Here is a 26557-nt window from a genome sequence, read left to right as displayed (position 1 = left end):
TCGATATCGGCAACACACTGACGGGCCTGCCCGGCGGACGGGTACCGCCGGGCCGGATCCTCGCTCCAACCGGGAGGGGTCGCGTGTACCTGGGTGCACTCGAATTCGACATCCTGCTCGGCGATGTGCACTCGTTGAAGGAGAAGCGCTCGGTGATCCGGCCGATCCTGGCCGAACTCCAGCGTTTCGGGGTGAGCACCGCCGAGGCGGGGGAACACGACCGGTACCGCCGCACCCTGCTCGGGGTGGCGATGGTATCGGCAGGAATGGACCATCTGACGGCCGTGCTCGATCGATGCGAGCGGCATGTCGCGGCACGTCCGGAGTTACAGTTGCTGGCAGTACGCCGGCGCGTCTTCGGACCCGAGGACTGACCGGCCGCGAGTGATATCAGCGGTGGCCGCGGTCCGCGCGGCAGCATTTCGCGCGGATCGTCCCACCGTCGCTGAAAAGGAAAGGAGCGGCCATGGTGGATCAAGCCAGGGCACGCCGGCTCGCCAAACGGATCTCCGCGATCGTGGCCACGGCAATCGAATACGAGATCAAGGATCCGCGTTTGCGTTTCGTCACCGTCACCGACGCGCGGGTGACCGGAGACCTGCACGATGCGACCATCTTCTACACGGTGATGGGCGAAACCGTGGACGCCGAACCCGACTACGCGGCCGCGGCCGCCGGTCTGGAGAAGGCCAAGGGGGTACTGCGTTCCAAGGTGGGCGCGGGTACCGGGGTGAAGTTCACTCCGACGCTGAGCTTCATGCTCGATACCGTGCCCGATGCGGCACGGCAGATGGAGGATCTGCTGGCCCGGGCCCGGGCCGCCGACGACGAAGTCGCGCGGGTGGCCGCCGAGGCCACTCCCGCGGGTGACGCGGACCCGTACAAAACACCTCGCGACGACGACTGAGTCGCGGCCGATATGACCACATCCGGGGCCGCCGTCGATTTCACCGCGGCAGTCGGGGCGCTGGACAGCGCGCGTTCGGTGACTGTCCTGTGTCATATCCAGCCCGATGCCGACACCCTGGGCAGTGGCCTGGCGCTGGCGGCGGTACTGGACCGTCGCGGCGTTCCGGTGCGGGTGTCCTTCGCCGAACCGGCGGAGCCGGCCGCCGGGCTGCGCACCCTGCCCGGGGCGAGGTTCCTGGTACCGCCCGCCGAGGTACCCGACGAGGTCGATCTGCTGGTCACGGTGGACTGCGGGAGCGCGGGCCGGCTCGGTGCCCTCGCCGACCGATTGCCCGGGGCGGCCCGGACGCTGGTGATCGATCATCATCGGTCCAACACCCGGTTCGGGGAGATCAACCTGATCGATCCCGATGCGGTGTCCACCGCCAGCGTCATCACAGCGCTGCTGGACGCGTGGGGCGAGTCGATCGACGCCGAGATCGCCCACTGCCTGTTCGCCGGGCTGGCCACCGACAGCGGTTCCTTCCGCTGGGTGACCCCGGGTACGCACGCACTGGCCGAACGTCTGCTCGCCACCGGTATCGACGGCGCCGCGATCACGCGCACCCTGATGGACACCCATCCCTTCGCGTGGTTGCAGATGCTGTCCACGGTGCTGGCCTCGGCCCGGCTCGAACCCGCGGCGCACGGCGGGACCGGACTGGTCGCGGCGTTCGTGCTGGCCGCCGACCTCGCGGAGGTGCGCCAGGAGGAGGCCGAGAGTGTCGTCGATATCGTGCGCGCGACCGCGGAGGCGGGGATCGCGGCGGTATTCAAGGAAGCCCGGCCCACCGACGAGCGTCGGCGCTGGACCGTGTCGCTGCGATCCAAGGACAGCGGTCCCGGTACCGGCGACGGTGCCGATGTCGCGGCGGTCGCCACAGCGCTAGGCGGCGGCGGTCATCGCTACGCGGCCGGGTACACCACCTACGGTGAGCCGACGGAGATCCTGGCGCAGTTGCAGGCGGCGCTGGGCTAGCGTACGAGCGGGAGGGGACGGGCGCGGAGACGGACCGGCGCCCGGAACCCGGCGCGGAAAGGGCCGCGCGCGGGGCGAGTACGGACGGAAAGCGGAAGATGCATACGGAGCTGACCGGATCGCCGGCCCCGGCGGTGGTGGCCGGACCACGACGGATCCTGGGCCTGGCACTGCCGACGCTCGGTGTGCTGGTGGCCGAACCGGTCTATCTCCTGTTCGATCTCGCCGTGGTGGGCCGGCTGGGTGCGCTGGCGCTCGCGGGGCTGGCCGTCGGCGGTCTGGTGCTGGCGCAGGTCAGTTCGCAGCTGACCTTCCTCGCCTACGGTACGACCGCCCGGTCGGCCCGGCGGCACGGCGCGGGTGACGAGCCCGGCGCGGTCGAAGAGGGGGTGCAGGCGAGCTGGCTCGCGGCCGGTATCGGGCTGGCGATCCTGCTGGTGGTACAGCTGGCCGCGGTACCGATCACCGGTGCGGTCGCCGGGGACTCGGAGATCGCCGGCGAGGCACTGGCGTGGCTGCGGATCGCGCTGTTCGGGGTGCCGCTGATCCTGCTTTCCATGGCCGGTAACGGCTGGATGCGCGGCGTCCAGCAGACCCGGCGACCGCTCACCTACGTCGTCGTGGGCCTCGGCCTGTCCGCGGTGTTGTGCCCGCTGCTGGTACACGGACTGGCCGGTTTGCCCCGGCTCGGGCTGCCCGGGTCGGCGGTGGCGAATGTGGTGGGTCAGGCGGTGACGGGCGGACTGTTCCTGGGCGCGCTGGTAAGGGCCCGGGTGCCGCTCGTGCCGCGGCCTCCGGTGATGAAGGAGCAGCTGATACTCGGTCGCGATCTGATCGCCCGCAGCCTCGCCTTCCAGGCCTGCTTCGTTTCGGCCGCCGCGGTCGCCGCCCGGTTCGGGGCGGCATCGGTGGCGGCGCATCAGCTCGTCCTGCAGTTGTGGAATTTCCTCGCACTCACCCTGGATTCGCTGGCCATCGCGGCGCAGACGCTGGTGGGTTCGGCGCTGGGCGCCCGCGACGCGGCAAGTGCGCGGGCAGTGGCCCGCCGGGTCACCGGATGGTCGGAGGTGTTCGCCCTGTGCCTGGCCGGTTTGTTCGCGGCCGGGGCGGCCCTGATCCCGCCACTGTTCACCGATGACGCGGCGGTGCTGGACCGGACCGGGGTGGTGTGGTGGTACTTCGTGGCCCTGATCCCGGTGGCCGGTGTGGTGTTCGCGCTGGACGGGGTGCTGCTGGGCGCCGGGGACGCGGCCTATCTGCGCACCACGACGCTGGGTGCGGCGCTGATCGGGTTCCTACCGGCGATCTGGCTGTCGCTGGCCTTCGATTGGGGTATCGGTGGAATCTGGTGCGGCCTGGTCGCGTTCATGCTGTTGCGGCTGGCGGCGGTGAGTGGGCGGGCGCTGTCGGGGCGCTGGATTCGCGTCGGTGCCGAAATCCCGTCGTGACCGGGGGACACGATAGGTGGTCCGGTACGGATGTACCGGACCGGACACGCGATATGCGAAGGTGGGTGTGGTGATACCCAAGTTGATGGCGGTGAGCGATATTCATGTCGGTCACCAGGGCAACAAACCGGTGGTCGAGGATATCCGTCCCGATTCCCCGGAGGACTGGCTGATCGTCGCCGGCGATGTCGCCGAGCGCAGCGACGATATCCGCTGGGCACTGAAACTGCTGCGGGAGCGGTTCGCCACGGTGATCTGGGTGCCCGGTAACCACGAACTGTGGACCACCGCCAAGGACCCGGTGCAGATGCACGGGGCGGCGCGCTACGACTACCTGGTCTCGCTGTGCCGGGATCTGGATGTGCTGACCCCGGAGGACCCGTACCCCGTATGGACCGGGGCGGGCGCGGAGGCCCACGGCGGTGCGGTGACCATCGCCCCGCTGTTCCTGCTCTACGACTATTCGTTCCGGCCCGAGGGGGCGCGCACCAAGGCCGAGGGCCTGGCCATCGCCCGGGAGCACAATGTCGTGGCCACCGACGAATTCCTGCTCTCGCCCGATCCCTACCTCACTCGCGACGCCTGGTGCGATGCCCGGCTGCGTGTGACGAAGCGCAAGCTCGACAATCTCCCCGCGGGTACCCCGCTGGTGCTGATCAACCATTTCCCGCTGCTACGCGAACAGACGGATATGCTCTGGTACCCCGAGTTCGCGCTGTGGTGCGGAACCGAGCACACCGCCGACTGGCACACCCGCTACAACGTGCTGTGTGCGGTCTACGGCCATCTGCACATCCCGCGGACCACGTTCCACGACGGCGTCCGGTTCGAAGAGGTCTCGCTCGGCTATCCCCGGGAATGGCAGAAACGCGGTATGCCCGACAAACTGCTGCGCCAGATTCTGCCCGATCCCGAGTACGCCCCGGGCGATCTCAACGAATGGGGCGGCCATTTCCGGGTGACCCCCGAGATGGCGGCGGCCGCGGCGGAGATGCGGGCCAAGGCGCAGCGGCGGCGGGGCCTCGATTGAGCGGTTCGGCGGGCTCGCGGCGGCCACGGGCGGGCGGGCGCCCGGGTGGTCCGGCGGTGGGTGTGGCCGGTGGCCGGAGCGCTCGTCGTCGCCGGGTCCGCACCCAGTAGGCTCGGCGGCGATGATCGAGACAATCCTGCCCGCCGATGTCGCCACCTCCGAGTTGCTCGACTATCCGGAGGATCTGCAGCCGCATCCCGCCGAAGCGCACCTCATCGCGAAATCGGTGGACAAGCGGCGGCGTGACTTCATCGGTGCGCGGCACTGTGCCCGCCTCGCGCTGGCCGAGCTGGGCGAACCGCCGGTGGCCATCGGCAAGGGGGAGCGGGGCGCTCCGGTCTGGCCGCGGGGCATCGTCGGCAGCCTCACCCACTGCGACGGATTCCGCGGTGCGGCACTGGCGCACAAGATGCGCTACCGCTCGATCGGAATCGATGCCGAACCGCACGACACCCTCCCGGAGGGTGTGCTGGATTCGGTGAGCCTGCCCGCCGAGCGGGAATGGTTGCGTACCAGCGATTCCGCGCTCCATCTGGACCGGCTGCTGTTCTGCGCGAAAGAAGCCACCTACAAGGCGTGGTTCCCGCTGACCACCCGCTGGCTCGGATTCGAGGACGCGCACATCACGTTCACCACCGACGAGGCGACGGACACCTCGGGTGCGGGCACCTTCCGCTCCCAGCTGCTGGTACCCGGGCAGACCGGCGACGGCGGACTACCACTGACCTCTTTCGACGGACGCTGGCGGATCACCGGCGGCTTCATCCTGACCGCGATCGCGCACAGCTGATGGCCGATCTCCTGGGCGGTCTGCTGATCGTCGACAAACCCGGCGGTCCCACCAGTCACGATATCGTGGCGAAGACGCGAAAACTGTTGCGCACCAAGAAGGTCGGTCATGCGGGAACGCTCGATCCGATGGCCACCGGAGTCCTGGTGCTCGGTGTGGAACGGGCCACCAAACTGCTGGGGCTGCTCACTCTCACCACGAAGAGCTATACCGCGACCATTCGCCTGGGCCGGTCCACCACCACCGACGACGCGGAGGGGGAGGTGCTCGCCACCGCGGCGGCCGATGCGGTCACCGATACCGAGATCGCGCACGTCGTCGCCACCCTCACCGGTGCGATCCAGCAGGTTCCGGCCACCGTGAGCGCGATCAAGGTCGACGGCGAACGCGCCTACGCGCGACATCGCGCCGGTGAGGAGGTGAAACTCGCGGCGCGACCGGTCACCGTGTCCCGGTTCGATGTGCTCGCGCGCCGCGATCTCCCGGCCGAAGGTCTGGTCGATCTGGACGTGGTGGTCGACTGTTCGTCGGGTACTTATATTCGAGCGCTGGCACGCGATCTCGGGGCGGCGCTCGGAGTGGGCGGCCATCTGACCGCGTTGCGGCGCACGCGGGTCGGGCCGTTCACGCTGGAGCACGCGCGCACGCTGGAGGAGCTGGCCGAGGATCCGGCGCCCAGCCTGGATATCGATGCCGCGGTGCGGCTGTCCTTTCCGCAGCGGACGATCGATACCGGCGAGGCGGAGAAGCTGCGGGACGGTCGATGGCTGGATCCGGTCGGGCAGGCGGGCGTATATGCCGCGCTCACGGCGGATGAGAAAGTGATCGCCCTGCTCCAGGAGAAAGGCAATCGCGCGGCACCGGTGCTGGTGGTGCGCCCACGTGGGCTGATCGACTGAGCGCTTCCGGTCAGCCGGGGATCGGTTCGCCGGCGTACCGGACGCGCAGCCGCTGGACCGCGTCGTCCAAATGGTCACGCAGCATCCGGTGCACCCGTGGGTCGGCGGCGGCCCCGATCGCCTCGCGCAGGGCCACATGCTCCTGGGCCTGTTCCCGCAGATCCGGGTAAGTGGTCTGCAGGGCGCCGAGGCACATCCTGGTCTCGATCAGCAGCGTTCGCGCGGCCCGGACCAGCCGCGGGCTTCCGGCGGCCGCGACCAGCGCCTCGTGGAACTGCCGATCGGCATCGGAGACGCCGGCGGCGTCACCGGCCTCGGCCCGGCCGAGCATGACCGCGACGCTCGGTGCCAGCGCCTCGTGCGCGATCTCGCGCCGGCCGTCGAGGATGAGGGTGAGAGCGCCGCCTTCGATCGCCGTCCGGGACCGATAGATATCGACGACATCGGCGAATGTCAGTTCTATGACGAAGATCCCGCGGTTGCGGATACTGTGCAGCAGCCCTTCCGAAACCAGTCGCTGCATCGCCTCCCGCACGGGTCCCCGGGATACCCCGAACTGCGCGGCCAGATCGGCCTCACCCAGCTGTGCCCCGGGTTCCAGTCCGCCGCGCACGATCGCCTCGCGCAGCTTGTCCGCGATCATCTCGGCCGTGGACCGTTGATTGACCGGTTCGAAATCAACCACCGACATGGACAGACCTTTCCGCGAACAATGCGCCCAGCGACGACGATATAGGGGTCGCGCCGGCGAGCCGCAATCCTTCCCAGATCGTGACCTGGTTGGCGGTGAGTACCGGTTTGCCCAGCGCGGCCTCCAGCCGCGGCAGCACCTCGAGCGTATGCATTGCGGTATCGGGGATCAGCAGCGCTTCCGCCTCGGGATGGTCACCCGCCAGGGCGAGTTCAAGCACCTGATCGGTGGTGAGCGTGCCGACTTCGGCGGCGGTCTCGATACCCGCGCTCCCGAATGCCACGATCGTGATCCCGGCGTCTGCCAGGAAATCGGAGAACAGCCGGGCGACCTCGTCGGGGTAGCTCGCCGCTACCGCCACCCGCTGCACGCCCAGTGCCCGGGCCGCCTCCACGAACGCGAAGCTGGTGCTGGTGGCCGGGACCCCCGCCGCCTCGGCGAGCTCACGGACCTGTTCGCGGGCGCCGTCCGGGCCGCGCACGAAGCTGCCCGAGGTGCAGGCCCAGACGACCACCTGCGGCTCGTGCGGGGCCAGGAGCGCGGCCCCGTCGCGGAGTTTGCCGGGGCTGCCCAGATCCAGCAGTTCCGGGACAGCGTGCAGGTCGGTGCCGTAGATATGGGCGACCGGCAGCCGGACATCGAGTATCGACTCCGCCCGGGGGTAGTCGTCCTCGGCGGCGTGGTCGGGGTAGATGAAACCGATCGTCGGTACCGGCATGTGGGCTCCGTTCGTGTGCTGGATTCCGTTCGAGGGCATGGTGTTTCAGAAGACTTCCAGAAGCCACCGGCCCGGCCCCATCATCGGCAGCTTCATCCGCCCGAGACAGGCCCACATGGTGAGCTGGTTGGCCGTGAGAATCGGTTTGCCCACCATCTTCTCCAGCGGTTCGATGATGTCGTAGGTGGGTAGATTGGTGCAGCTGACGAAGATCGCCTCGGCCCGGGGATCGTCGGCGCCGAGGATACGTTCGGCGATGGTGCGATAGTTGACCTTCCAGATACCGCCGCCGAGTCCGAGATGTTCGGACCGGACCACGGTGCAGCCGGCTTCGTCCAGGAAATCGCGTAGCTTGCCCGTGAGGAGCTCGTCGTAGGGGGTCATGATCGAGATCTGCCCGATATTGAGATGCCGTACGGCCTCGAGCAGGGCACCGGAGGTGGTGACCGCGTTGGCGGCCCCGGCCCGGCAGATCGTGTCGCACAGGGACCGTTCGTATTCGATCCCCTTGATGAAACTGCCGGAGTTGCACAGGTAGGCGACGACTTCGGGTTCGACGTGCAGCACATTACGCGTCGCGGCGGTGAGATGGACCGCGTCGGAGACCAGTTCGGCCATGGCCAGGGATACCGGTACCGGCTCGTACGGGGTACGGGCCAGGTGCAGGCTCACCTCGAGCGGCACCCATCGCCAGAGCTCACGCTCCAGTGCCAGGTCGAACGGTGCGATGACACCGATGCCCCGCTGCGCGACCGGGCCCTCCATATCGGGAAAATCGAACTCCACTGCGGCCCCTCTCGCACTCAGCCGGGAAGACCTCCGAGAACGATCGGATTGTTGACAATCATACGATGTGACAATACCGTGTCAATATGGAATCGGGCCCAATTGTCACCGTTGTGCACAGTGGCCGACCGCCCGATCCGGCCCTCATGGCGCCGGTGAGTGCGCGGGCCACGGTGCGGTACACCGACGCCGCCGGATTGCCGGACGCGCTGTCCGGGGCTCAGGTGCTGTTCGTCTACGACTTCCAGAGCCGGGCGCTGCCCGATGCCTGGGCCGCCGCCGACCGGTTGCGCTGGGTGCATGTCGCCGCGACCGGTGTCGATACCGTGCTGTTCCCCGAACTGTGCGCCAGCGATGTGACCGTTACCAACACCCGGGGTGTCTTCGACACCGCGATCGCCGAATACGTGCTCGGTCAGATCCTCGATTTCGCCAAGGATCTCACCGGTTCCAATCGGTTGCAGCAGCAACAGATCTGGCAGCATCGCGAATCCGAGCGCATCGCGGGATCCACGGCACTCGTCGTCGGGACCGGGGCGATCGGCCGTGCCGTCGCCGGCCTGCTGCGCGCCGCCGGGATGCGGGTGCGCGCGGTCGGTCGCCGGGCACGCAACGACGATCCGGATTTCGGTGTCGTGACCACCGATCTGTACGCCGAACTCCCGTGCGCCGATTACGTCGTCGCCATCGCCCCACTCACCGACCGAACCCGGCACATGTTCGACGCCCGCGCGTTCGGCGCCATGAAGCCGCACGCCCGGTTCGTCAATGTCGGGCGCGGTGAACTGGTGGTGACCGACGATCTCGTCGCCGCGTTGCGCTCGGGTGGAATCGCCGGTGCCGCACTGGACGTGGTGGACCCGGAACCGCTACCGTCCGGCCATCCACTGTGGACACTGCCCACCGCGCGCGTCACGCCGCACAACTCCGGTGATTTCGTCGGCTGGCGCGGCGAGATGGTCTCCGCGTTCACCGCCAATTTCGACCGCTGGTCGGCCGGCCGTCCGCTGGACAACGTCGTCGACAAAACGCTCGGGTACGTGCCCGGCTGAAGGAGGGCCCCAGAATGAGCCACCCCGAGACCCCCCGACCGACCGACCCCGTCGAGATGACCGCGGTCGAACTGGTCTCGGCCTACGCCGCCGGGACCCTGTCCCCGGTCGAGGCCACCGAGGCCGTGCTCGCCGCCATCACCGCGCGCGATACCGATATCAACGCCTTCTGCCTCGTCGACCCCGACCGGGCGCTGGTGCAGGCCAAGGATTCCGAGGCACGCTGGCAGTCCGGGCATGTCCGTGGCCTGCTCGACGGTGTCCCGATCTCGATCAAGGACATCTTCCTCACCGAGGACTGGCCCACCCGCCGTGGATCCCTGAGCATCGGGCCGGAGGGGCCCTGGCCGGTGGACAGCCCGGTCGCGGCCCGGGTCCGGGAGGACGGCATGGTGATGGTCGGTAAGACCACCACCCCCGAGATCGCCTGGAAAGGTGTGACGGACAGCCCGCTCACCGGGATCACCCGCAACCCTGTCGATCCCACCCGCACCGCCGGTGGATCCTCCGGCGGTAGCGCCGCGGCGGTCGCGGGCGGGATGGGTCCGGTCTCGGTCGGTACCGACGGCGGCGGCAGTGTCCGGATCCCTGCCTCGTTCTGCGGAATCGTGGGCTTCAAACCGACGCACGGGCGTATCCCGCTCTACCCGGCCAGCCCGTTCGGCCCGCTCGCCCATGCCGGGCCGCTCACACGCACAGTCGAGGACGCCGCGCTACTGCTCGATATTCTCGCCCTGCCGGATCCGCGCGATCCCACCGCTCTCGCGCCCACGCTGACCACCTTCCGCGGCCAGATTCAGCGCGATGTCCGCGGCGTTACCGCCGCCTACTCCCCGACGCTCGGCTATGTCCGGCTCGACCCGGAGGTCGAGGCGATCGTCTCCGGGGCCGTACACGCACTCGAAGCGGCGGGATTGCGCGTCTCGGCCGCCGATCCGGGCTTCACCGATCCACGGGAAGCGTTCGACATCATGTGGGCCGCCGGCGCCGCCGCCATGCTGGCGAACTTTCCGGAGGGCGCGCGCGAGAATGCCGATCCAGGTCTGCGCCGGGTCTGGGAGCACGGTGAGACTCTCACCGCCACCGACTATCTCGATGCCCGCGCGGTCGCCGCTCAGGTAGCGATCACCATGGGTACGTTCCACACGGCCTACGACATCCTCATCACCCCCACGGTCCCGATCCCGGCGTTCGCGGCGGGGCACGATGTGCCGCCCGGCAGCGGAATGTCGGACTGGCCGGATTGGACGCCCTACACCTACCCGTTCAATCTCACCCAACAGCCCGCGCTCAGCATTCCGGCCGGGCGAACGAGTGCGGGCCTGCCGGTCGGGCTGCAGATCGTGGGGCCCCGGCACTCCGACGATCTGGTGTTGGCGATCGGGCGGTTCGCGGAGGCCGTGCTCGCCGGGCGCTGACCTTGTGCGCGGCAGGCACCGAGGGACCGCCGCTCTGCCACCGGTTCACGAACGGACTCGGGCTGCCGGGTGGACACGGCCTTCGCCGGGACGCGGAACCGCCGGTGTACCCGAGTGCGGTGCCCGGTCACCGCGGTCGCGCCGGTGCGGCCGCCGCCGGTGGGTTCGATGACCCGGGCGCCCGCGGCCGACTGTGTCGTGGCAGGCCGAACAGGGGGCGCAACGGGCCGACCCGGCGGATGACCTCGTAGGTGCCGAGGCTGGTTCCGAACGCGAGCAGTAGGACCATCGCGAAAGGTATCGCGCCGTGCTCGACTGCCTGCACCACGTAGTAGGCGATGATGACCAGATAGGTCTGGTGGACTATGTACACCGGGAAGGCTGCCGGGCCGAAATAGTCCATGAAACGCGATCCGCTGTTCGCGTAGCGCTTGCCGTAGCCGAGCATCGCCAGCAACGCCGCCCAGAAGAACAGGTGATGCCAGAGTGCGAACAGCAGTGTCGTCTGCTTTCCGAGCCGGTGGATCTCGACCAGGAACAACGCCGTACCGGCGAGGGCGATCACCAGGTTGATGCGGCGGAGTCGCTCGATGGTGGTGATGATCTCGTCGTTGGTGGCGATGAGGAATCCGAGCAGAAAATAGACGCCGTACACGAAAATGTTCTGGCCACCCGGCGCGGGAAGCAGGGATGCAGCGGCGAGAACTACGAAGGGCAGCAACAGGAATCGCCGGTCGGCCGGCCACGCCGCCGCGTATCCGCGGACGACGATCGCGCGCATGAGCGGTAGCAGCGCGATCGAGATGAGGAACAGGTACAGGAGAAACCACAGGTGGGCAGGGGAGAGTCCGGTCGTCTCCGTCCAGCCGGAGAAATCGGTGAAGTACTGGATCAGGAATTCGGGATAGCTGCCCCGGTAGCCCAGTTGGAACCGGCGCGCGTAATACGCCTGTGGCGGGACGAGTAGTAGACAGCCGAAGACGAAGGGCACCAGCAGGCGTGCACCGCGTTCGCGGAGGTACCCACGTGCGGTCCGGGTGCGCAGCGCGTGAAAACTGGAGATACCGGCCAGCAGGAACAGCAGCGGCATGAACCAGAACGACGAGCAGTACACCAGCATGGAGGAGAAGGTGTTCGGCGCGCCTTTGACGTAGAACGACGGATTGTCGTTGAATACTCGTGCCGTGTGGAACGGGAACAGGAACAGAATTCCGGTGTTCCGCAACGAATCGACATAGATCTTGCGCATGGTGATGCGCCTCCTGAAGAGCCGGAGGAGAACGCCGACCGCGCCGGCGCGGTGTGTCCCGGGTACGGGCTCAGTCCGTGGGCGGTGCGTTCGTGAGCCAGCGGAGAACCGCGTGTAGCGCCTGCTCGGCCGTCGCACTGTCCACGACTTCGGGGTCGGCGAGATGTTCCATCGACAGCCCATTGGTGAGGCAGTGCAGGATCAACGCCGCCAGTTCGGGATCGACCGCGGGGCGGATACCGCCGCGTTCGGTCACCTGGGTGACGGCCCGCGCCGCGGCTTCCCGCTGGGCACGGCGCAACGGGGTGAGTACCGATCGGGCCTGTTCGTCGCGGGCGGCCCGCGCCGCGAATTCCAATCCGAGGCGGCCCCGCTCGGTGTCCTCGACGATGCGGCGGGCCACCGCTCGGGCGGCGTGACCGGCCACTTCGCCGAGGTCGCGGCCGTCGTCGGCGTCGTTCACGACGGCGACGAGTTCGGTATCGGCGCGCTCGCCGAGGATCGCGCCGAACAGGTCCTGTTTGCCGCCGAAATTCGAGTACACGGCGCCCTTGCTGAAGCCCGCGGCGTATGCGATGTCCTCCAGTCGGCTGTCGGCGTATCCGCGCTCGGCGAAGATCCGTGCGGCCGCCGCCAACAACCGGCGGCGTACCTCGGTTCGTGGCACGCGCGGAATCGGCTCGGATACGAGGTCGTCTGTCGGTGTCACACCAGTGACATTAGCATACCGAAAGTATCGAATACCAGAAGTATTGAAATCTCGGCAGTAACGTGGGCGGGACACGAATATCCGGGTTGCCGGACCTGTACGGAGACGCCCGCACCTCCGTACATCGACCGGTCGGGTCGGCGTTCGGAGGCACGGGCGTCGAGCTCGGGTCCCCGGGTTCTCAGGCTCGGGCGAAGGAGAGCGTTTCCCCGGCGACACCGTGCAGCCACAGCGTGTTGCAGGCGTCGGCCAGTTCCGGCAGGCCCTCCTCGATGGTGGCGAATACATTGCCGGGCACCCAGCCCAGATCGCCGTTGATGAGCAGGTTGTTGCGGCCGTAGAACAGTGCGAGGTCGGTGGCGCCCTGCTCGTGGTGGGCGGCCGACCCCGGTTCGTACCCGTAGGCGGGGTTGCCGATCTCCCAGGGTTCGAAATCGAACAGGCAGACATCACCCGGGATCGGGGTGACCGTGGGGTTCTCCCGGTGCGGGGCGCCGGGAATCCGGGGCACCAGCGTGTACAGCTCGTTACGGGCGTACTTGGCGTGGAAGGCATCCCCTTCCTGGGGGAGGGCCTCCCATACCGCGGCGCAGGTGCGCGGCGCCTCGTCGTCGAGCAATCGGGCACGGCAGGTGAGTCCGGCCTTGGTGAGGGTGATCGTCAGGTAGCGGGCCATGTATCCGTCCTGGGCGTCGTACGGGTGGGGTCGGCGACGTTGCCGGAGAGCGCGCGGGTCAGCCGCCCAGTTCGGCGAGTACCTCGGACCAGATGGTCAAGGCGTCGGCGATCTGGGCCTCGGACACGATGAGCGGTGGGATCATCCGCACCACGTTCATATGGGCGCCGCAGGTCAGTAGCAACAGCCCCTTGGCGGCGGCCGATTGCTGAGCGGCGGTCGCGGTTTCCCGGTCCGGGGTGCCGTCGGGGGTGGTGAACTCCGAACCCACCAGCAGGCCGAGACCTCGGACGTCGCCGACGGCTTTCGTTTCGGCCGCGCGTACACCGGCCAGTAGCTGTTCGCCGCGGGTCGCCGCGTTCGCGACCAGCCCCTCCGATTCGATTACGTCGAGGGTGGCCAGAGCGGCCGCGCAGGCCACGGCGTTCCCGCCGTAGGTGCCGCCCTGCGATCCGGGCCAGGCCTTGCCCATGAGCTCTGCCGATGCGGCGATACCGGAGATGGGGAAGCCGCTGGCCAGCCCCTTCGCCATGGTGATGATATCGGGGCGGACATCGAAATGCTGATGGCCGAAGAACTTTCCGGTACGGCCGAAGCCGGTCTGGATCTCGTCGAAGATCAGCAGGATGCCGTACCGATCGGCGCGTTCGCGCAGGCCCTGGAAGAACTCGCGGTTGCCGGGGATATAACCGCCCTCGCCGAGCACCGGCTCCACGATGAAGGCGGCGGTTTCCGCGGGTGAGGTGAGCGTGGCGAAGAGGTAGTCGAGTTCGCGCAGTGCGAAGGCGGTGGCTTCGGCCTTGGTCCAGCCGTACCGGAAGGCGGTGGGGAAGGGGGCCACGTGGACGCCGGACATCAGCGGGCCGATACCGGCGGAGAAGCGGGTTCCGGAGGTGGTCATGGTCGCGGTGGCGACGGTGCGGCCGTGGAAGCCGCCGTGGAAGACGATCACATTGGGGCGGCCGGTCGCCTGCCGGGCCAGCCGCAGGGCCGCTTCCACGGCTTCGCTACCGGAATTGGCGTAGAACACCGAATCGAGCCCTTCGGGCAGCACGGTGCCCAGACGTTCGGTGAGTTCCAGCATCGGCCGGTGCATGACGGTCGTGTACTGGCCGTGGATCAGCTTGCCGACCTGCTCCTGTGCCGCCGCGACCACCCGGGGGTGACAGTGCCCGGTACTGGTGACGCCGATACCGGCGGTGAAATCGAGGAACCGGCGGCCGTCGAGGTCGTAGAGGTAGCAGCCGGCACCGTGATCGACGGTGACCGGTGTGGCCTGCTTCAGGATCGGAGAAAGTTCGGCCATGGTGTTCCGCCTCCCGGGACGGTCGGTACGGCGGGCCGGACCGACGGGTGTGCGAGGCCGAGTGAGAGCCACTCGGAAATTGTCGGATTGTTGACAATATGAATAGCACGGCGGCCGGGTCGAGGGCAATGGTTACACCGCGTGGTTCGCGAGTCTCCGGGTGCGGTCCGCCGGAGCGAGGGAAGCGTCGTTGCGGTCCGCCGATTCGCTTCCGTGCCAGCGGCCGGAGACGCGGGTCAGTCCCGCAGCCAGATGGCCTCGGCGGCGATACTCCCGAGATCGGTGAGATTCTCCTCGCGCCCGATCCGCACCGCGATGGTGCCCGCGAAATCGCGTCGCTCGACCACCACGATCACCGTATCCAGGGCTATACCCACCGAATCGAAATACCGCAGCATCTCCGGATCGGAATCGGAGATGCGGGCCACCCGGCCCGAATCGCCGGCCTCGAAATCGATCAGACGGCGAGCAGGCGGCGTCGGCACCGCGCCGTCCACCGAGGGGATCGGATCGCCGTGCGGATCGCGATCCGGGAAACCCAGTTTCGCGTCGATCCGCGCCATCAGCAGATCCGAGACGGCGTGCTCCAGGATCTCCGCCTCGTCGTGCACTTCGTCCCAGCCGTAACCCAGCTCGCTCACCAGGAAAGTTTCGATCAGGCGGTGCCGGCGGACCATCGCGATGGCGGCCCGGCGGCCCTCCTCGGTCAACGTGATCGAACCGTAGCGCGCATGCTCCACCAGGCCCTGGTCCGACAACTTGCGCACGGCCTCCGACACGGTGGACGCGGAGACGCCGATTCGCTCGGCGAGCAGTTTGGTGCTCACCCGCTCCTGCGACCACTCCTGGGCCGTCCAGATGACTTTCAGATAGTCCTGGGCCACCGACGACAGTCCCGGAGCGACCGATTCCCCGGCGTCGGCGAGGTCCCGTCGGGTGGCGATATCTCGTTTTCCGGGCACGATCACGAGCTTAAGCACTTCGGCGGCGATCCACCTAGGTGGCGCTGCCGGGCGCGGTTGGCGTACGACCGGAGCGGATGTGGAGTACATCCGGTCGGCGCTGCCGGGATGTAGTTCGCCCCCGTCCGCGCACGGCTGGAGGGAATGGCGGGTACGCCCCGGTCAGCGCTGTCGGACCCGGCCCGCCCCCGGTCCGCGCCCGGCCGGCGCGGATCCGGCGGTACACCCGGGCGCCCGCGCCGGGGCCGCCTCCGGGAAACCCTGTGTTCGCCCGCGCGTTGCGTAGTCGAACACCCGCCGCACCCGAATACGGTACGGACGCATGTTTGCGTAGGCTTGTCGTCTGTGCAGAGGTGGCGAAGTCTCGACGACGTACCCGCGGACTGGGGGCGGTGCGTTCTCACGATCGGCGTGTTCGACGGTGTTCATCGCGGGCACGCGCAGTTGATCAGCCGGGCGGTGAAGTCCGCTGCCGCGCGTGACGTCCCGGCGGTACTGATGACTTTCGATCCACATCCGATGGAGGTCATCCGGCCCGGGTCCCATCCCGCGCAGCTGACCACGCTCACCCGCCGGTCCGAACTGGCCGAGGAACTGGGGGTCGACGTCTTCTGCGTGATGCCGTTCACCCACGACTTCATGAAACTCACCCCGGGCGAGTACGTGCACGATCTGCTGGTGGAGCGGTTGCATGTGAGTGAAGTGGTGGTCGGCGACAATTTCACCTTCGGTAAGAAGGCCGCGGGCACTGTGGCCACCATGCGCGAACTCGGTGGCCGGTTCGGTTTCGAGGTCGACGCGGTGACGCTGCTGGGCGAGCATGCCGTGACCTTCTCGTCCACCTACATCCGGGCGTGCGTGGATGCCGGTGATATGGCCGCCGCCGCCGATGCCCTGGGCCGCCCGCACCGGGTCGAGGGTGTGGTCGTGCGCGGTGACGGCCGCGGCCGCACGCTGGGTTTCCCGACGGCCAATGTCGCCCCGCCGATGCACGCCGCCATTCCGGCGGACGGGGTCTACGCCGCCTGGTTCACCGTGCTGGGCCCCGGCCCGACCATCGGCACCGTGACTCCCGGCGAGCCGGTCATGGCCGCCGTCTCGGTCGGTACCAACCCCACCTTCTCCGGTCGGGCCCGGACCGTGGAGGCCTACGTCCTGGACCGCGAGGCCGATCTCTACGGGCAGCATGTGGCGGTGGATTTCGTGGACCATCTGCGCGGGATGCGGAAGTTCGACTCGGTCGACGAACTGGTCGCGGTCATGGGCCGGGACGTGGATACCACCCGCAAGATCCTCGGCTCGGCGGGCTGATCCGGCCCCGTGCGGGTCTGCGGTGGCACCTCGGGTAAGGTTTCTCGTCGGGTCTGCTGCGGTCCGCGGTGGCGCCCATCCCGGATAACCGGCCGGATCACCACGATAAGCGCTTTCGGCGAGTATCGAATGCTGCGGTCACCGGGTCCTCGCGCGCGGAACTGAGAAACAGGAGTGGATGCCCCATGGCGTTGACCACCGAGCAGAAGAAGACCATTCTCGCGGAGTACGGTCTGCACGAGACGGACACCGGTTCGCCGGAAGCCCAGATCGCGCTGCTGACCAAGCGGATCTCCGATATCACCGAGCACCTGAAGGTGCACAAGCACGATCACCACACCCGCCACGGGCTGATGGCGCTGATCGGTCGCCGCAAGCGGCTGTCGAAGTACCTGCAGAACAACGACATCAACCGCTACCGCAGCCTGATCGAACGCCTCGGCCTGCGGCGCTGATCGATCTTGAACACGCCCGGTTCCACGAGCCGGGCGGTACGTGTGCCGACGGGGCGCATACAATCGCCTCGTCGGCATTTTCGTGTACCGGGGGCTTCCCCGGCACGGAACGACAGAACCAGCCGTGCACACCCGCGCTCGTGGCGTCGGTCTTCGGTAGTGGCTTTTCGGCCCGGATGCGATACGCCGGAGAGCTTCGATCGATGACCGCCTCCGCGTCGCCGGCTCCAAGGGGAGCCCGGCCGGGTGTACGCGCCGCAGCACGAATACGGCTACCGCTGACCCCGATGGTCACCGCGGTTCCGCCGACGCGCCGCGTTCGAACCTGGTACGGCTGACACAGCCGGATCGCGCCACCGGGCGCCGATATCCGGCGAGACGAGAGGTTGAGAACAGAGAAATGCCAGAAACGATTGAACGCTCGAAGAGCTCGGCCATCGAGGTCGAACCGGGTGTTTTCGAATCCGTCGCGCTGATCGACAACGGCGCGTTCGGCACCCGCACGGTTCGCTTCGAAACGGGCCGGCTCGCGAAACAAGCCGCCGGATCGGTCGTCGCCTACCTGGACGACGAAACCATGCTGCTGTCGGCGACCACCGCCGGCAAGCATCCCAAAGACCAGTTCGATTTCTTCCCGCTGACCGTCGATGTCGAAGAGCGGATGTACGCGGCGGGCCGGATCCCCGGTTCGTTCTTCCGCCGCGAGGGCCGCCCCTCCACCGACGCGATCCTCACCTGCCGGCTGATCGACCGGCCGCTGCGCCCGTCGTTCGTCGACGGCCTGCGTAACGAGATCCAGGTCGTGGTGACCGTGCTGAGCCTGGATCCCAAGGATCTCTACGACGTGGTCGCGATCAACGCGGCCTCGGCATCCACCCAGATCTCGGGCCTGCCGTTCTCCGGCCCGGTCGGCGGCGTGCGCGTCGCCCTGATCAACGATCCCGCGGTGGGTACCGCCGAGGGCGGCCAGTGGGTCGCCTTCCCGACCGTCGAACAGCTGGAGAAGGCTGTTTTCGATATGGTCGTGGCCGGCCGGGTCACCGAGACCGGTGATGTGGCCATCATGATGGTCGAGGCCGAGGCCACCGACAAGGTGATCGAGCTGATCGACGGTGGTGCGCAGGCGCCGACCGAGGCCGTCGTCGCCGAGGGCCTGGAGGCCGCCAAACCGTTCATCGCGCGGCTGTGCCGGGCGCAGCAGGATCTGGCCGAACTCGCGGCCAAGCCCACCGAGGAATTCCCGCTCTTCCCGCCGTACGCCGACGACGCGTACGCCGCGGTCGAGGAGGCCGCGAAGGCGCCACTGTCGGAGGCGCTGAGCATCGCCGGTAAGCAGGAGCGCGACGAGAAGATCGACGAGATCAAACTCGAGGTGCTGTCCCGGCTGGGCGAATCGTTCGAGGGCCGGGAGAAGGAACTGGGGGCCGCGTTCCGCTCGGTCACCAAGAAACTGGTCCGGCAGCGCATCCTCACCGACGGCTTCCGGATCGACGGCCGCGGGCTGGCCGATATCCGGGAACTGTCCGCCGAGGTCGCCGTGGTGCCGCGGGCGCACGGTTCGGCGCTGTTCGAGCGTGGCGAAACCCAGATCATGGGTGTCACCACCCTCGATATGGTCAAGATGGCGCAGCAGGTCGATTCGCTCGGCCCGGAAACCTCCAAGCGCTATATGCACCACTACAACTTCCCGCCGTACTCCACCGGTGAGACCGGTCGCGTCGGTTCGCCCAAACGCCGCGAGATCGGGCACGGCGCGCTGGCCGAGCGGGCGCTGATGCCGGTGTTGCCGAGCCAGGAAGAGTTCCCGTACGCGATCCGGCAGGTGTCGGAGGCGCTGGGGTCCAACGGCTCCACCTCCATGGGTTCGGTCTGTGCCTCGACTCTGTCGCTGCTCAATGCCGGTGTGCCGCTGAAGGCGCCGGTCGCGGGTATCGCGATGGGCCTGGTGTCGGACACCGTCACCAACGAGGCCGGTGCGCAGGAGGTCCGCTATGTGGCGCTGACCGATATCCTCGGCGCCGAGGACGCGTTCGGCGATATGGACTTCAAGGTCGCCGGTACCCGCGGCTTCGTCACCGCGCTGCAGTTGGACACCAAGCTGGACGGTATCCCCTCGCAGGTGCTGGCCGGTGCGCTGAGCCAGGCGCACGACGCCCGCACCACCATCCTGGACGTGATGGCCGAGGCCATCGCCACCCCGGACGAGATGAGCCCGTACGCGCCGCGCGTCACCGCGATCAAGATCCCGGTCGACAAGATCGGCGAGGTCATCGGCCCCAAGGGCAAGATGATCAACCAGATCACCGAGGACACCGGCGCCAATATCTCCATCGAGGACGACGGCACCGTGTTCGTCGGCGCCACCGACGGTCCGTCGGCGCAGGCGGCGATCGACGCGATCAACGCCATCGCCAACCCGCAGCTGCCCAAGGTCGGCGAGCGGTTCCTCGGCACAGTCGTCAAGACCACCGCGTTCGGTGCGTTCGTCTCGCTGCTGCCCGGTCGCGACGGTCTGGTGCACATCTCCAAGCTGGGCAACGGTAAGCGCGTGGCCAAGGTCGAGGACGTGGTGAACGTCGGCGACAAACTGCGCGTGGAGATCGCCGATATCGACAACCGCGGCAAGATCTCGCTGGTCCCCGTCGACGAGAGCGCCGACGAGGCGCCCGCCGATGCGGACGCGGCAGCGACCGAGTAGTACTGGTCGTGTGACGGAGCAGAAAACGACGGCCCCCCTGCGCCCCAGTGGGCAGGGGGGTTCGTCATCGGCGTGGCGGATCGGCGAAACGGTCGATATCGACAGCGGGGTGCGGCGAACCGTCCTGCCGGGTGGTCTGCGGGTGGTGACCGAGCAGGTACCCGGTGTCCGTTCGGCGTCCGTCGGCGTCTGGGTGGGGGTCGGCTCGCGTGACGAGGGCCCGACCGTCGCCGGTGCCGCGCATTTCCTCGAGCATCTGCTGTTCAAGGCCACACCGACCCGTTCGGCGCTGGATATCGCCGAGGCGATGGATGCCGTCGGTGGTGAGCTGAACGCGTTCACCGCCAAGGAGCAGACCTGCTACTACGCGCATGTCGTGGACGAGGATCTGCCGCTGGCGGTGGACCTGGTCACCGATGTGGTGCTCGAGGGGTTGTGCCGGGCCGCGGATGTCGATGTGGAACGGCAGGTCGTGCTGGAGGAGATCGCGATGCGCGACGACGATCCGGAGGATCTCGTCGGCGACGCCTTTCTCACCGCGCTGTTCGGTGACCATCCGATCGGCCGCCCGATCATCGGATCGGTGGAATCGATCGAGGGGATGCGGGCCGCTCAGCTGCGTTCCTTCCATCAGCGCCGCTATACCCCCGACCGGATGGTCGTCGCGGTGGCGGGCAATATCGAACACGAGCACACCGTGGAACTCGTGCACCGCGCGGTCGCCGATCGGCTCGATCCCGGTGCGCTGCCGGCGCCGCGGCGTGAGGGCCGTTTCCGCACCCGGGAGGAGCCGCGGCTGAGCTGGTCCAACCGGGACAGCGAACAGGCGCATCTGGTGTTCGGGGTGCGCGCCTACGGTCGGCACGAGGGACAGCTGCGGTGGCCGCTGTCGGTACTCAACACCGTGGTCGGCGGTGGATTGAGTTCCCGTCTGTTCCAGCGCATCCGGGAGGAACGCGGGCTCGCCTACTCGGTGTATTCGAGTGTGGACACCTTCGCCGATACCGGCGCCTTCTCGGTGTATCTGGGCTGCCAGCCGGAGAACCTCGGGGAGGTGGCGACACTGGCCCGCGGGGTGCTCGACGAGATCGCCGCCGATGGCATCACCGATGCCGAATGCGCTCGGGCGAAAGGCTCGCTACGGGGCGGGCTGGTACTGGGACTGGAGGATTCGGCCTCCCGGATGAACCGGATCGGCCGCAGCGAACTGAGCTACGGTAACCATCGCAGTGTTTCCGAGACCTTGGCCCGGATCGACGCGGTGACCACCGAGGAGGTCGGTGCGGTGGCGGCCGCGTTGCTGTCCCGGCCGTTCGCGGCCTCGGTCGCGGGACCGTATCAGCGGGTGCGCGATCTGCCGGCCCCGGTACGCCGGTTGGCGGCGAGCTGATCCGGAGGTATCCGGAGCCCGCGAGTTCAGTCGTTCGTCTCTCGGGCGGCCCGGTTGGCCGCGCCGACCACCGAGTCCAGCAGGCCGGGCAGGGCGCGGTCCACATCTGCGGTGCGTAACCGCTGGTGGGTCTGCCCGTCGATCATCAGCCGTTCGGTCACGCCCGCTTCGCGTAGCACCTTGAAATGGTGGGTGGCGGTCGATTTGTTGATCACCTCGTAGAGGGCGGCACAGCGGACGACCTCGTCCGCGTTGTGCAGGCGGCGGACCATCTCCAGGCGCACCGGGTCCTGGAGTGCGGCCAGGACCACGGGTAGCGGGGCGACCGGTGGGTTCGGAGAGTCCGTGGCCGGTGTGGTCTGCGTCATCATCTACTCGCTCAGGTTTGATGATCATCGAACCTCGGTTAGGCTCGATGCAGTTCGATCAACGTCAAACTTACCTGTTTCGGGGTTCTCATGGCAGCGACAGCGGCGGTACTCACCGACGACAGAACGATCCAACCCTGGGCCTACGGGCTGGTCCTGGGTGCGACGGGAGTGGCGCTCGGCGTATCCGGAGTGCCCGCGCCGCTCTACGGACTCTACGAACAGCAGTGGCACCTCTCGCCGCTGACCACCACCGTCGTCTTCGCGGTCTACGCGATCGCCGCCCTCGGGGCGGTGCTCGTCTCCGGCCGGATCTCCGATGTGGTCGGTCGCAAACCCGTCCTGCTCGGCGCCTTCGCGGTGATGATCGCCGGCCTCGTGGTGTTCGTCGTCGCCGATACCGTCCCGATGCTGCTCCTCGCCCGCGCCCTGCACGGAATGGCCGTCGGCGCCACCGTGGTCGCGGGCGCGGCGGCACTGCTCGACCTGCGACCGCACCGGGGCGCGCGCTCGGGCCAGCTCACCGGTGTCGCGTTCAACGTCGGGATGGCCGTGGCGATCATGGGTTCGGCACTGCTCGCCCAGTACGCACCCCATCCGCTGCGCACACCGTATGTGGTGATCAGCGTGATCTGCCTGCTCGTCACCGCGGGTGTGCTGGCACTGCGCGAACCGCATGCCGCGCGGGTCGCCGGCCGGATCCGGATCGCCCGTCCCGCCGTGCCGCGGGAGATCCGCGCCGACTTCTGGTTCGCGGCGATGGGCGTGATGGCCGCCTGGTCGGTACTCGGTGTGCTGCTGTCGCTCTACCCGTCGCTGGCCGCCCAGCAGACCGGTATCCACAATCTCGTCTTCGGCGGTGTGGTGGTGGCGGCGACGGCCACCGCGGCCGCCGTCGTACAGCTGTTCGCCACCGCGATCCCGGCCCGGCGCGCCGCGGTGGCCGGTGATATCGGTATGGCGGTGACGCTGGTCCTGACCGTGCCCGCACTCGCCACGCACAACTGGGCGGTGGTGCTCACTGCCGGTGTCCTGCTGGGCTCCACCTTCGGTCTCGGATTCGGCGGGTCGCTGCGCCACCTCTCCCAGGTGGTGCCCGAACACCGGCGGGGCGAGACCATGTCGGCCTACTACCTGCTGGCCTACACATCGATGGCACTGCCGACCGTGCTCGCCGGATGGGCCGCCACCACCTGGGGCCTGCACACCGTGTTCCCCTGGTTCGTCGGCATCGTGGCGGTGGCCTGCCTGGGCGCCGCGACGCTGGGATTGCGCCGCGGCGACCGATAGCGGCTACTGCGGCCATCCCCCGTAGGGGACCGTGATCAACTCCATGTAGTGACCACTGGGATCCAGGAAGTACACGCCGCGTCCACCGTCGTTACGGTTGATCTCGCCCTGGGTCCGCTGGTGCGGATCGGCCCAGTGCTCGAGACCGTACTGCTGGATCTTGGTGTAGGCGGCGTCGAATTCCGGCTCCGAGATCAGGAACGCGTAGTGCTGGCCCTGGATCTCGGTGATGTGACCGGGAACGTTCGCGAAATCGAACGTGACCCCGTTACCGGTGACCATCGGTATGAACGGGCCCCACGGGGCGCCCGGTTCCAGGCCCAGGATATCGGCCCAGAACTCGGCCGATTCCCGGTTGTCACGACATCCGACAATGGTGTGGTTGAACTGAACGGACAAAGGAATATCTCCTCGAATCGTGATGGTCCCGACCCCGGGCTCGGTACAAGGCGGCCAACGGGAGCACCATCACGGCATCCGAGGATAGTCCGAACCGGATCATGATCAAATCCTCGGCGCGGCCTACCGTGGTGCTATGAGAATTCGTGGGGCAGTCCTGGACCGGATCGGCGCGCCGGCACCGTACGCCGATTCGGCGCCGATCACCGTCGGCGAACTCGAACTCGCCGACCCCGGCCCCGGCGAAATCCTGGTGCGTATCGAAGCCGCCGGACTCTGCCACTCCGATCTGTCGGTGGTCGACGGCAACCGGGTGCGGCCGGTCCCGATGCTGCTCGGTCACGAAGCCGCGGGCCGGATAGTCCAGGCGGGGCCGGGCGTCGATCTCCCCATCGGGCAGCGCGTCGTGATGACCTTCCTGCCGCGCTGCGGTGACTGCCCCGGCTGTGCCTCCGGCGGCCGGACGCCCTGCGTGCCCGGCAGTGCGTCCAACAACGCCGGCGAACTACTGGCCGGCGGCCGGCGACTCCGCCGCGCGGGCGCCGAGGTGCACCACCATCTCGGCGTATCCGGTTTCGCCACCCATGCGGTGGTGGACCGGCGGTCGGTGGTGCCGGTCGACGACGATGTACCACCGGAGGTCGCCGCCGTGCTCGGGTGCGCGGTACTCACGGGCGGCGGCGCGCTGCTCAATTCGGCGAAACCCGCCGCCACCGACCGGGTCATGGTGGTCGGGCTCGGCGGTGTCGGGATGGCCGCAGTCCTGGTGGCGGTCTCGCTGGGCGTCCGAGAGGTCATCGCCGTCGATACGGTGCCGGACAAACTGACGCTGGCCCGGGAACTCGGCGCGGGAAGCGCGTACACACCGGCCGAAATCGCCGATCAGGGCATCGGGGCGGAGGTCGTCGTAGAAGCGGTCGGCTCCGCGCGCGCCTTCGAGAGCGCGGTCGCGGCCACCGCGCCCGGTGGTGTCACGGTGACGGTGGGCCTGCCCGCCCCCGACGCTCGCGCGAGCATCTCACCCCTGGGGCTGGTGGCCCAGGGCCGCACGATCGTCGGCAGCTACCTCGGTTCGGCGGTCCCCGCCCGCGATATCCCGGAATACGTCCGGATGTGGCGGGAGGGCCGGCTGCCGGTCGAGAAACTGATCTCCGCGCGGATCGGGCTGGCGGATATCAACGAAGCCATGGACGAACTCGCGGCAGGACACGCATTGCGACAGGTGATCATCTTCTGAGCTGTGTCTATGGCGCCGCCTCCGGCGTCGCGGGGCGGGGCCCTGTTAACCCCGGTTCTTCACTCCTTCGCTCAGTCGCTGCGCTCCTTCGCTACGTCGCTCCAGAACCGGGGCGGGCCCCGCCCACTGAGGTAGGCCATTCGGAGGAGACAGAGGGTTTGTGAGGTGTGCTGGGCCCCGCTCGGTCAGGTTCGGTGGGGCCTGGTTCGGCTCGCGGGCGCGGATGTGTTCGAGTCGCTCATCTGTGGACGGCGCACTCCTCGGGGTCGGACGCGGCGCTTCCGCAGGCCCGGTTCATGGGGCCGGCATGGGCCGGAGTTGTGCGCGGAAGGAACACAGTAGGCTCGATTCGCAGTCCGACTACAGGTAGGGAGTGGTGAGGTGACGGAACCGATTCGGGTCGGTGTTCTGGGAGCACGGGGCAAGGTCGGGCAGGCCATCTGCGCGGCCGTCGAGGCGGCCGCCGACCTCGAACTCGCCGCCGCGGTCGACAAGGACGATCCGCTGACCCGGTTCGTCGATTCGGGTACCCGGGTGGTCGTGGACTTCACTCATCCGGATGTGGTGATGGGGAACCTCGAGTTCCTGGTGGAGAACGGGATCCACGCGGTCGTCGGGACCACCGGCTTCGACAACGCCCGGCTCGACCGGGTGCGCGGCTGGCTGACCGGCCATCCTGAGGTGGGGGTGCTGATCGCGCCGAACTTCGCGATCGGGGCGGTGCTGTCCATGCGCTTCGCCGAACAGGCTGCCCGGTTCTTCGAATCGGTCGAGGTGATCGAACTGCATCATCCGAACAAGGCGGACGCGCCCTCCGGCACTGCCTACCGGACGGCGGGAATTATCGCCGAAGCCCGTAAACAGGCCGGGTCGGCCCCTGTTCCCGACGCCACCAGCACCGAACTCGACGGTGCTCGCGGGGCCGAAGTCGACGGGATCCGGGTGCATTCGGTGCGCCTGGCGGGTTTGGTCGCCCACCAGGAAGTGTTGTTCGGAACCCAGGGGGAGACGCTCACCATCCGCCACGATTCGATCGACCGTTCGTCGTTCGCACCGGGGGTACTGCTCGGTGTCCGGCAGATCGGGAATCGGCCGGGGCTCACCGTCGGGCTCGACCCCTTCCTGGACCTGTGAACGAAACCGCCGGTGAGCCGGGCGAAGCCAAGCCGGATCGCGCCGTACTCAAAGTTCTGGCGCTGATCGCGGCACTGGTCTTCGTGCTGGTCTTCTACTTCTTGTGGCTGGGCCGGATCGCGGTGGAACTGATCGCCTCCGGTGGCGGCGCGGCCATCGCGTTGGGTATCGGCGTGCTGATCCTGCCGCTGCTGGGCGTGTGGATGGTCGGCTCCACCATCCGGTCCGCACTGGATCACCAGCGGCTGGCCCGCAGGATCCGGGACGAGGGTCTGGAACTGGATGTCTCGGATCTGCCGCGCCGGCCGTCGGGCCGGATCGAGCGAACGGCCGCCGACGAGCTGTTCCTCTCGATCAAGAAGGAGTGGGAAGCCGATCCCGACAACTGGCGGATCTCCTATCGGCTGGCCCGCGCCTACGATCACGCCGGTGACCGCTCCCGGGCTCGGGATGCCATGCGCCGCGCGGTGGAACTGGAGAAGCACGAACGCGAGGGCGGAGCCTGAACTCCCACCCGGTCCGCGCCGGATATGACGATCGAACGGCGGCGCGCGCTCCGCGGTGCCGCCGCCACCCGGCACCGGCGGGCTTCCCCGGCGCGGCCGAGTCGTTAG

Annotated in this window: 27 protein-coding genes; 17 read left to right on the top strand and 10 right to left on the bottom strand. The window is 68.3% G+C overall.

Going from position 1 to position 26557, the window contains the following annotated elements:
- The first annotated feature begins 83 nt into the window (after nt 1–83).
- From ACWEWT_RS10300 to truB, 7 genes are all read left to right on the top strand, one after another.
- Nucleotides 84–374, top strand: coding sequence for a DUF503 domain-containing protein (locus ACWEWT_RS10300; protein WP_030521718.1), 291 nt, complete (start codon nt 84–86; stop codon nt 372–374).
- Nucleotides 375–466: 92 nt separating this feature from the next.
- Complete coding sequence (gene rbfA / locus ACWEWT_RS10295) at nt 467–907, top strand: 30S ribosome-binding factor RbfA (protein WP_452558001.1); 441 nt, start codon at nt 467–469, stop codon at nt 905–907.
- 12 nt (nt 908–919) lie between these two features.
- Nucleotides 920–1927: a DHH family phosphoesterase gene (locus ACWEWT_RS10290; RefSeq protein WP_452558000.1), complete on the top strand. Its 1008-nt coding sequence runs from the start codon at nt 920–922 to the stop codon at nt 1925–1927.
- A 98-nt stretch (nt 1928–2025) separates the two neighbouring features.
- Complete coding sequence (locus ACWEWT_RS10285; protein WP_452557999.1) at nt 2026–3375, top strand: MATE family efflux transporter; 1350 nt, start codon at nt 2026–2028, stop codon at nt 3373–3375.
- A gap of 70 nt (nt 3376–3445) precedes the next feature.
- A complete protein-coding gene (locus ACWEWT_RS10280) occupies nt 3446–4405 on the top strand; it encodes a metallophosphoesterase family protein (protein ID WP_452557998.1) in 960 nt (319 codons plus the stop codon).
- A 121-nt stretch (nt 4406–4526) separates the two neighbouring features.
- Complete coding sequence (npt, locus tag ACWEWT_RS10275) at nt 4527–5195, top strand: 4'-phosphopantetheinyl transferase Npt (RefSeq protein ID WP_452557997.1); 669 nt, start codon at nt 4527–4529, stop codon at nt 5193–5195.
- On the top strand, nt 5195–6094 hold the full coding sequence (gene truB / locus ACWEWT_RS10270) for a tRNA pseudouridine(55) synthase TruB (protein ID WP_452557996.1): 900 nt from the start codon (nt 5195–5197) through the stop codon (nt 6092–6094). The genes npt and truB overlap by 1 nt, the downstream gene beginning before the upstream one ends.
- 10 nt (nt 6095–6104) lie before the next feature.
- Here the strand turns inward: truB and ACWEWT_RS10265 are convergent, their stop codons facing one another.
- The 3 genes from ACWEWT_RS10265 to ACWEWT_RS10255 are packed head-to-tail and all read right to left on the bottom strand — an operon-like array spanning nt 6105 to nt 8268.
- Nucleotides 6105–6785 carry a GntR family transcriptional regulator gene (locus ACWEWT_RS10265; protein WP_452557995.1) on the bottom strand — a complete coding sequence of 227 codons (681 nt, stop codon included), beginning with the start codon at nt 6783–6785 and terminating at the stop codon, nt 6105–6107.
- Entirely contained in the window at nt 6772–7503 is a 732-nt protein-coding gene (locus tag ACWEWT_RS10260; RefSeq protein WP_452557994.1) for a maleate cis-trans isomerase family protein, read from the bottom strand. The genes ACWEWT_RS10265 and ACWEWT_RS10260 overlap by 14 nt, the downstream gene beginning before the upstream one ends.
- A gap of 45 nt (nt 7504–7548) precedes the next feature.
- On the bottom strand, nt 7549–8268 hold the full coding sequence (locus tag ACWEWT_RS10255) for a maleate cis-trans isomerase family protein (RefSeq protein ID WP_452558100.1): 720 nt from the start codon (nt 8266–8268) through the stop codon (nt 7549–7551).
- 107 nt (nt 8269–8375) lie between these two features.
- On the opposite strand from ACWEWT_RS10255, the gene ACWEWT_RS10250 reads away from it, so the two are divergent.
- Together ACWEWT_RS10250 and ACWEWT_RS10245 are read left to right on the top strand one after the other, a co-directional pair.
- A complete protein-coding gene (locus tag ACWEWT_RS10250) occupies nt 8376–9341 on the top strand; it encodes a D-2-hydroxyacid dehydrogenase (RefSeq protein WP_452557993.1) in 966 nt (321 codons plus the stop codon).
- Between the two features lie 14 nt (nt 9342–9355).
- Nucleotides 9356–10759 (top strand): amidase, encoded by a 1404-nt coding sequence (locus ACWEWT_RS10245; RefSeq protein WP_452557992.1) that lies wholly within the window; start codon nt 9356–9358, stop codon nt 10757–10759.
- 127 nt (nt 10760–10886) lie between these two features.
- Here ACWEWT_RS10245 and ACWEWT_RS10240 read toward each other — a convergent pair whose 3' ends face one another.
- The 5 genes from ACWEWT_RS10240 to ACWEWT_RS10220 form a co-directional block, all read right to left on the bottom strand.
- Nucleotides 10887–12008: an acyltransferase family protein gene (locus ACWEWT_RS10240; protein WP_452557991.1), complete on the bottom strand. Its 1122-nt coding sequence runs from the start codon at nt 12006–12008 to the stop codon at nt 10887–10889.
- A 70-nt stretch (nt 12009–12078) separates the two neighbouring features.
- The gene (locus ACWEWT_RS10235; protein ID WP_452557990.1) at nt 12079–12717 is read right to left on the bottom strand and encodes a TetR/AcrR family transcriptional regulator; all 639 of its coding nucleotides are present in this window, start codon (nt 12715–12717) and stop codon (nt 12079–12081) included.
- Nucleotides 12718–12898: 181 nt separating this feature from the next.
- Nucleotides 12899–13393 carry a DUF3830 family protein gene (locus ACWEWT_RS10230; protein ID WP_452557989.1) on the bottom strand — a complete coding sequence of 165 codons (495 nt, stop codon included), beginning with the start codon at nt 13391–13393 and terminating at the stop codon, nt 12899–12901.
- Nucleotides 13394–13451: 58 nt separating this feature from the next.
- Nucleotides 13452–14699: an aspartate aminotransferase family protein gene (locus tag ACWEWT_RS10225; RefSeq protein ID WP_452557988.1), complete on the bottom strand. Its 1248-nt coding sequence runs from the start codon at nt 14697–14699 to the stop codon at nt 13452–13454.
- Between the two features lie 236 nt (nt 14700–14935).
- Entirely contained in the window at nt 14936–15643 is a 708-nt protein-coding gene (locus ACWEWT_RS10220; RefSeq protein ID WP_452558099.1) for a metal-dependent transcriptional regulator, read from the bottom strand.
- Nucleotides 15644–16006: 363 nt separating this feature from the next.
- Between ACWEWT_RS10220 and ACWEWT_RS10215 the strand changes: the two genes are divergently transcribed.
- From ACWEWT_RS10215 to ACWEWT_RS10200, 4 genes are all read left to right on the top strand, one after another.
- On the top strand, nt 16007–16972 hold the full coding sequence (locus tag ACWEWT_RS10215; RefSeq protein ID WP_452557987.1) for a bifunctional riboflavin kinase/FAD synthetase: 966 nt from the start codon (nt 16007–16009) through the stop codon (nt 16970–16972).
- Nucleotides 16973–17157: 185 nt separating this feature from the next.
- The gene (rpsO, locus tag ACWEWT_RS10210; RefSeq protein ID WP_030521700.1) at nt 17158–17427 is read left to right on the top strand and encodes a 30S ribosomal protein S15; all 270 of its coding nucleotides are present in this window, start codon (nt 17158–17160) and stop codon (nt 17425–17427) included.
- A gap of 400 nt (nt 17428–17827) precedes the next feature.
- Nucleotides 17828–20125 carry a polyribonucleotide nucleotidyltransferase gene (locus ACWEWT_RS10205; protein ID WP_452557986.1) on the top strand — a complete coding sequence of 766 codons (2298 nt, stop codon included), beginning with the start codon at nt 17828–17830 and terminating at the stop codon, nt 20123–20125.
- The gene (locus ACWEWT_RS10200) at nt 20100–21515 is read left to right on the top strand and encodes a M16 family metallopeptidase (protein ID WP_452557985.1); all 1416 of its coding nucleotides are present in this window, start codon (nt 20100–20102) and stop codon (nt 21513–21515) included. Before ACWEWT_RS10205 ends, ACWEWT_RS10200 begins: the two co-directional genes overlap by 26 nt.
- A 26-nt stretch (nt 21516–21541) precedes the next feature.
- Here ACWEWT_RS10200 and ACWEWT_RS10195 read toward each other — a convergent pair whose 3' ends face one another.
- Entirely contained in the window at nt 21542–21883 is a 342-nt protein-coding gene (locus tag ACWEWT_RS10195) for an ArsR/SmtB family transcription factor (protein ID WP_452558098.1), read from the bottom strand.
- Nucleotides 21884–21973: 90 nt separating this feature from the next.
- Between ACWEWT_RS10195 and ACWEWT_RS10190 the strand changes: the two genes are divergently transcribed.
- Nucleotides 21974–23173 (top strand): MFS transporter, encoded by a 1200-nt coding sequence (locus ACWEWT_RS10190; protein WP_452557984.1) that lies wholly within the window; start codon nt 21974–21976, stop codon nt 23171–23173.
- Between the two features lie 3 nt (nt 23174–23176).
- On the opposite strand, the gene ACWEWT_RS10185 is transcribed toward ACWEWT_RS10190, so the two are convergent.
- Nucleotides 23177–23572: a VOC family protein gene (locus tag ACWEWT_RS10185; RefSeq protein WP_452557983.1), complete on the bottom strand. Its 396-nt coding sequence runs from the start codon at nt 23570–23572 to the stop codon at nt 23177–23179.
- 136 nt (nt 23573–23708) lie between these two features.
- Here ACWEWT_RS10185 and ACWEWT_RS10180 point away from each other — a divergent pair, with 136 nt between their 5' ends.
- From ACWEWT_RS10180 to ACWEWT_RS10170, 3 genes are all read left to right on the top strand, one after another.
- Nucleotides 23709–24809, top strand: coding sequence for an alcohol dehydrogenase catalytic domain-containing protein (locus ACWEWT_RS10180; RefSeq protein ID WP_452557982.1), 1101 nt, complete (start codon nt 23709–23711; stop codon nt 24807–24809).
- A gap of 381 nt (nt 24810–25190) precedes the next feature.
- Nucleotides 25191–25943 (top strand): 4-hydroxy-tetrahydrodipicolinate reductase, encoded by a 753-nt coding sequence (gene dapB / locus ACWEWT_RS10175; RefSeq protein WP_452557981.1) that lies wholly within the window; start codon nt 25191–25193, stop codon nt 25941–25943.
- The gene (locus ACWEWT_RS10170) at nt 25940–26449 is read left to right on the top strand and encodes a hypothetical protein (protein ID WP_452557980.1); all 510 of its coding nucleotides are present in this window, start codon (nt 25940–25942) and stop codon (nt 26447–26449) included. The genes dapB and ACWEWT_RS10170 overlap by 4 nt, the downstream gene beginning before the upstream one ends.
- Nucleotides 26450–26557: the final 108 nt, after the last annotated feature.

The sequence above is a fragment of the Nocardia sp. NPDC003963 genome, from assembly GCF_053605105.1.
The sequence above is the reverse complement of the archived record's forward strand: the minus strand, read 5'-3'. Positions and strand labels throughout refer to the sequence as shown.

What these genes read in the sequence shown, in the direction of transcription:
- ACWEWT_RS10290 (WP_452558000.1), top strand. Translation starts at nt 920, where the DNA reads ATGACCACATCCGGGGCCGCCGTCGATTTCACCGCGGCAGTCGGGGCG.
- ACWEWT_RS10240 (WP_452557991.1), bottom strand. Translation starts at nt 12,008, where the DNA reads ATGCGCAAGATCTATGTCGATTCGTTGCGGAACACCGGAATTCTGTTC.
- ACWEWT_RS10195 (WP_452558098.1), bottom strand. Translation starts at nt 21,883, where the DNA reads ATGACGCAGACCACACCGGCCACGGACTCTCCGAACCCACCGGTCGCC.
- ACWEWT_RS10285 (WP_452557999.1), top strand. Translation starts at nt 2,026, where the DNA reads ATGCATACGGAGCTGACCGGATCGCCGGCCCCGGCGGTGGTGGCCGGA.
- ACWEWT_RS10225 (WP_452557988.1), bottom strand. Translation starts at nt 14,699, where the DNA reads ATGGCCGAACTTTCTCCGATCCTGAAGCAGGCCACACCGGTCACCGTC.
- ACWEWT_RS10255 (WP_452558100.1), bottom strand. Translation starts at nt 8,268, where the DNA reads ATGGAGGGCCCGGTCGCGCAGCGGGGCATCGGTGTCATCGCACCGTTC.
- rbfA (WP_452558001.1), top strand. Translation starts at nt 467, where the DNA reads ATGGTGGATCAAGCCAGGGCACGCCGGCTCGCCAAACGGATCTCCGCG.
- truB (WP_452557996.1), top strand. Translation starts at nt 5,195, where the DNA reads ATGGCCGATCTCCTGGGCGGTCTGCTGATCGTCGACAAACCCGGCGGT.
- ACWEWT_RS10205 (WP_452557986.1), top strand. Translation starts at nt 17,828, where the DNA reads ATGCCAGAAACGATTGAACGCTCGAAGAGCTCGGCCATCGAGGTCGAA.
- ACWEWT_RS10190 (WP_452557984.1), top strand. Translation starts at nt 21,974, where the DNA reads ATGGCAGCGACAGCGGCGGTACTCACCGACGACAGAACGATCCAACCC.
- ACWEWT_RS10250 (WP_452557993.1), top strand. Translation starts at nt 8,376, where the DNA reads ATGGAATCGGGCCCAATTGTCACCGTTGTGCACAGTGGCCGACCGCCC.
- rpsO (WP_030521700.1), top strand. Translation starts at nt 17,158, where the DNA reads ATGGCGTTGACCACCGAGCAGAAGAAGACCATTCTCGCGGAGTACGGT.
- ACWEWT_RS10180 (WP_452557982.1), top strand. Translation starts at nt 23,709, where the DNA reads ATGAGAATTCGTGGGGCAGTCCTGGACCGGATCGGCGCGCCGGCACCG.
- npt (WP_452557997.1), top strand. Translation starts at nt 4,527, where the DNA reads ATGATCGAGACAATCCTGCCCGCCGATGTCGCCACCTCCGAGTTGCTC.
- ACWEWT_RS10200 (WP_452557985.1), top strand. Translation starts at nt 20,100, where the DNA reads ATGCGGACGCGGCAGCGACCGAGTAGTACTGGTCGTGTGACGGAGCAG.
- ACWEWT_RS10260 (WP_452557994.1), bottom strand. Translation starts at nt 7,503, where the DNA reads ATGCCGGTACCGACGATCGGTTTCATCTACCCCGACCACGCCGCCGAG.
- ACWEWT_RS10245 (WP_452557992.1), top strand. Translation starts at nt 9,356, where the DNA reads ATGAGCCACCCCGAGACCCCCCGACCGACCGACCCCGTCGAGATGACC.
- ACWEWT_RS10265 (WP_452557995.1), bottom strand. Translation starts at nt 6,785, where the DNA reads ATGTCGGTGGTTGATTTCGAACCGGTCAATCAACGGTCCACGGCCGAG.
- ACWEWT_RS10230 (WP_452557989.1), bottom strand. Translation starts at nt 13,393, where the DNA reads ATGGCCCGCTACCTGACGATCACCCTCACCAAGGCCGGACTCACCTGC.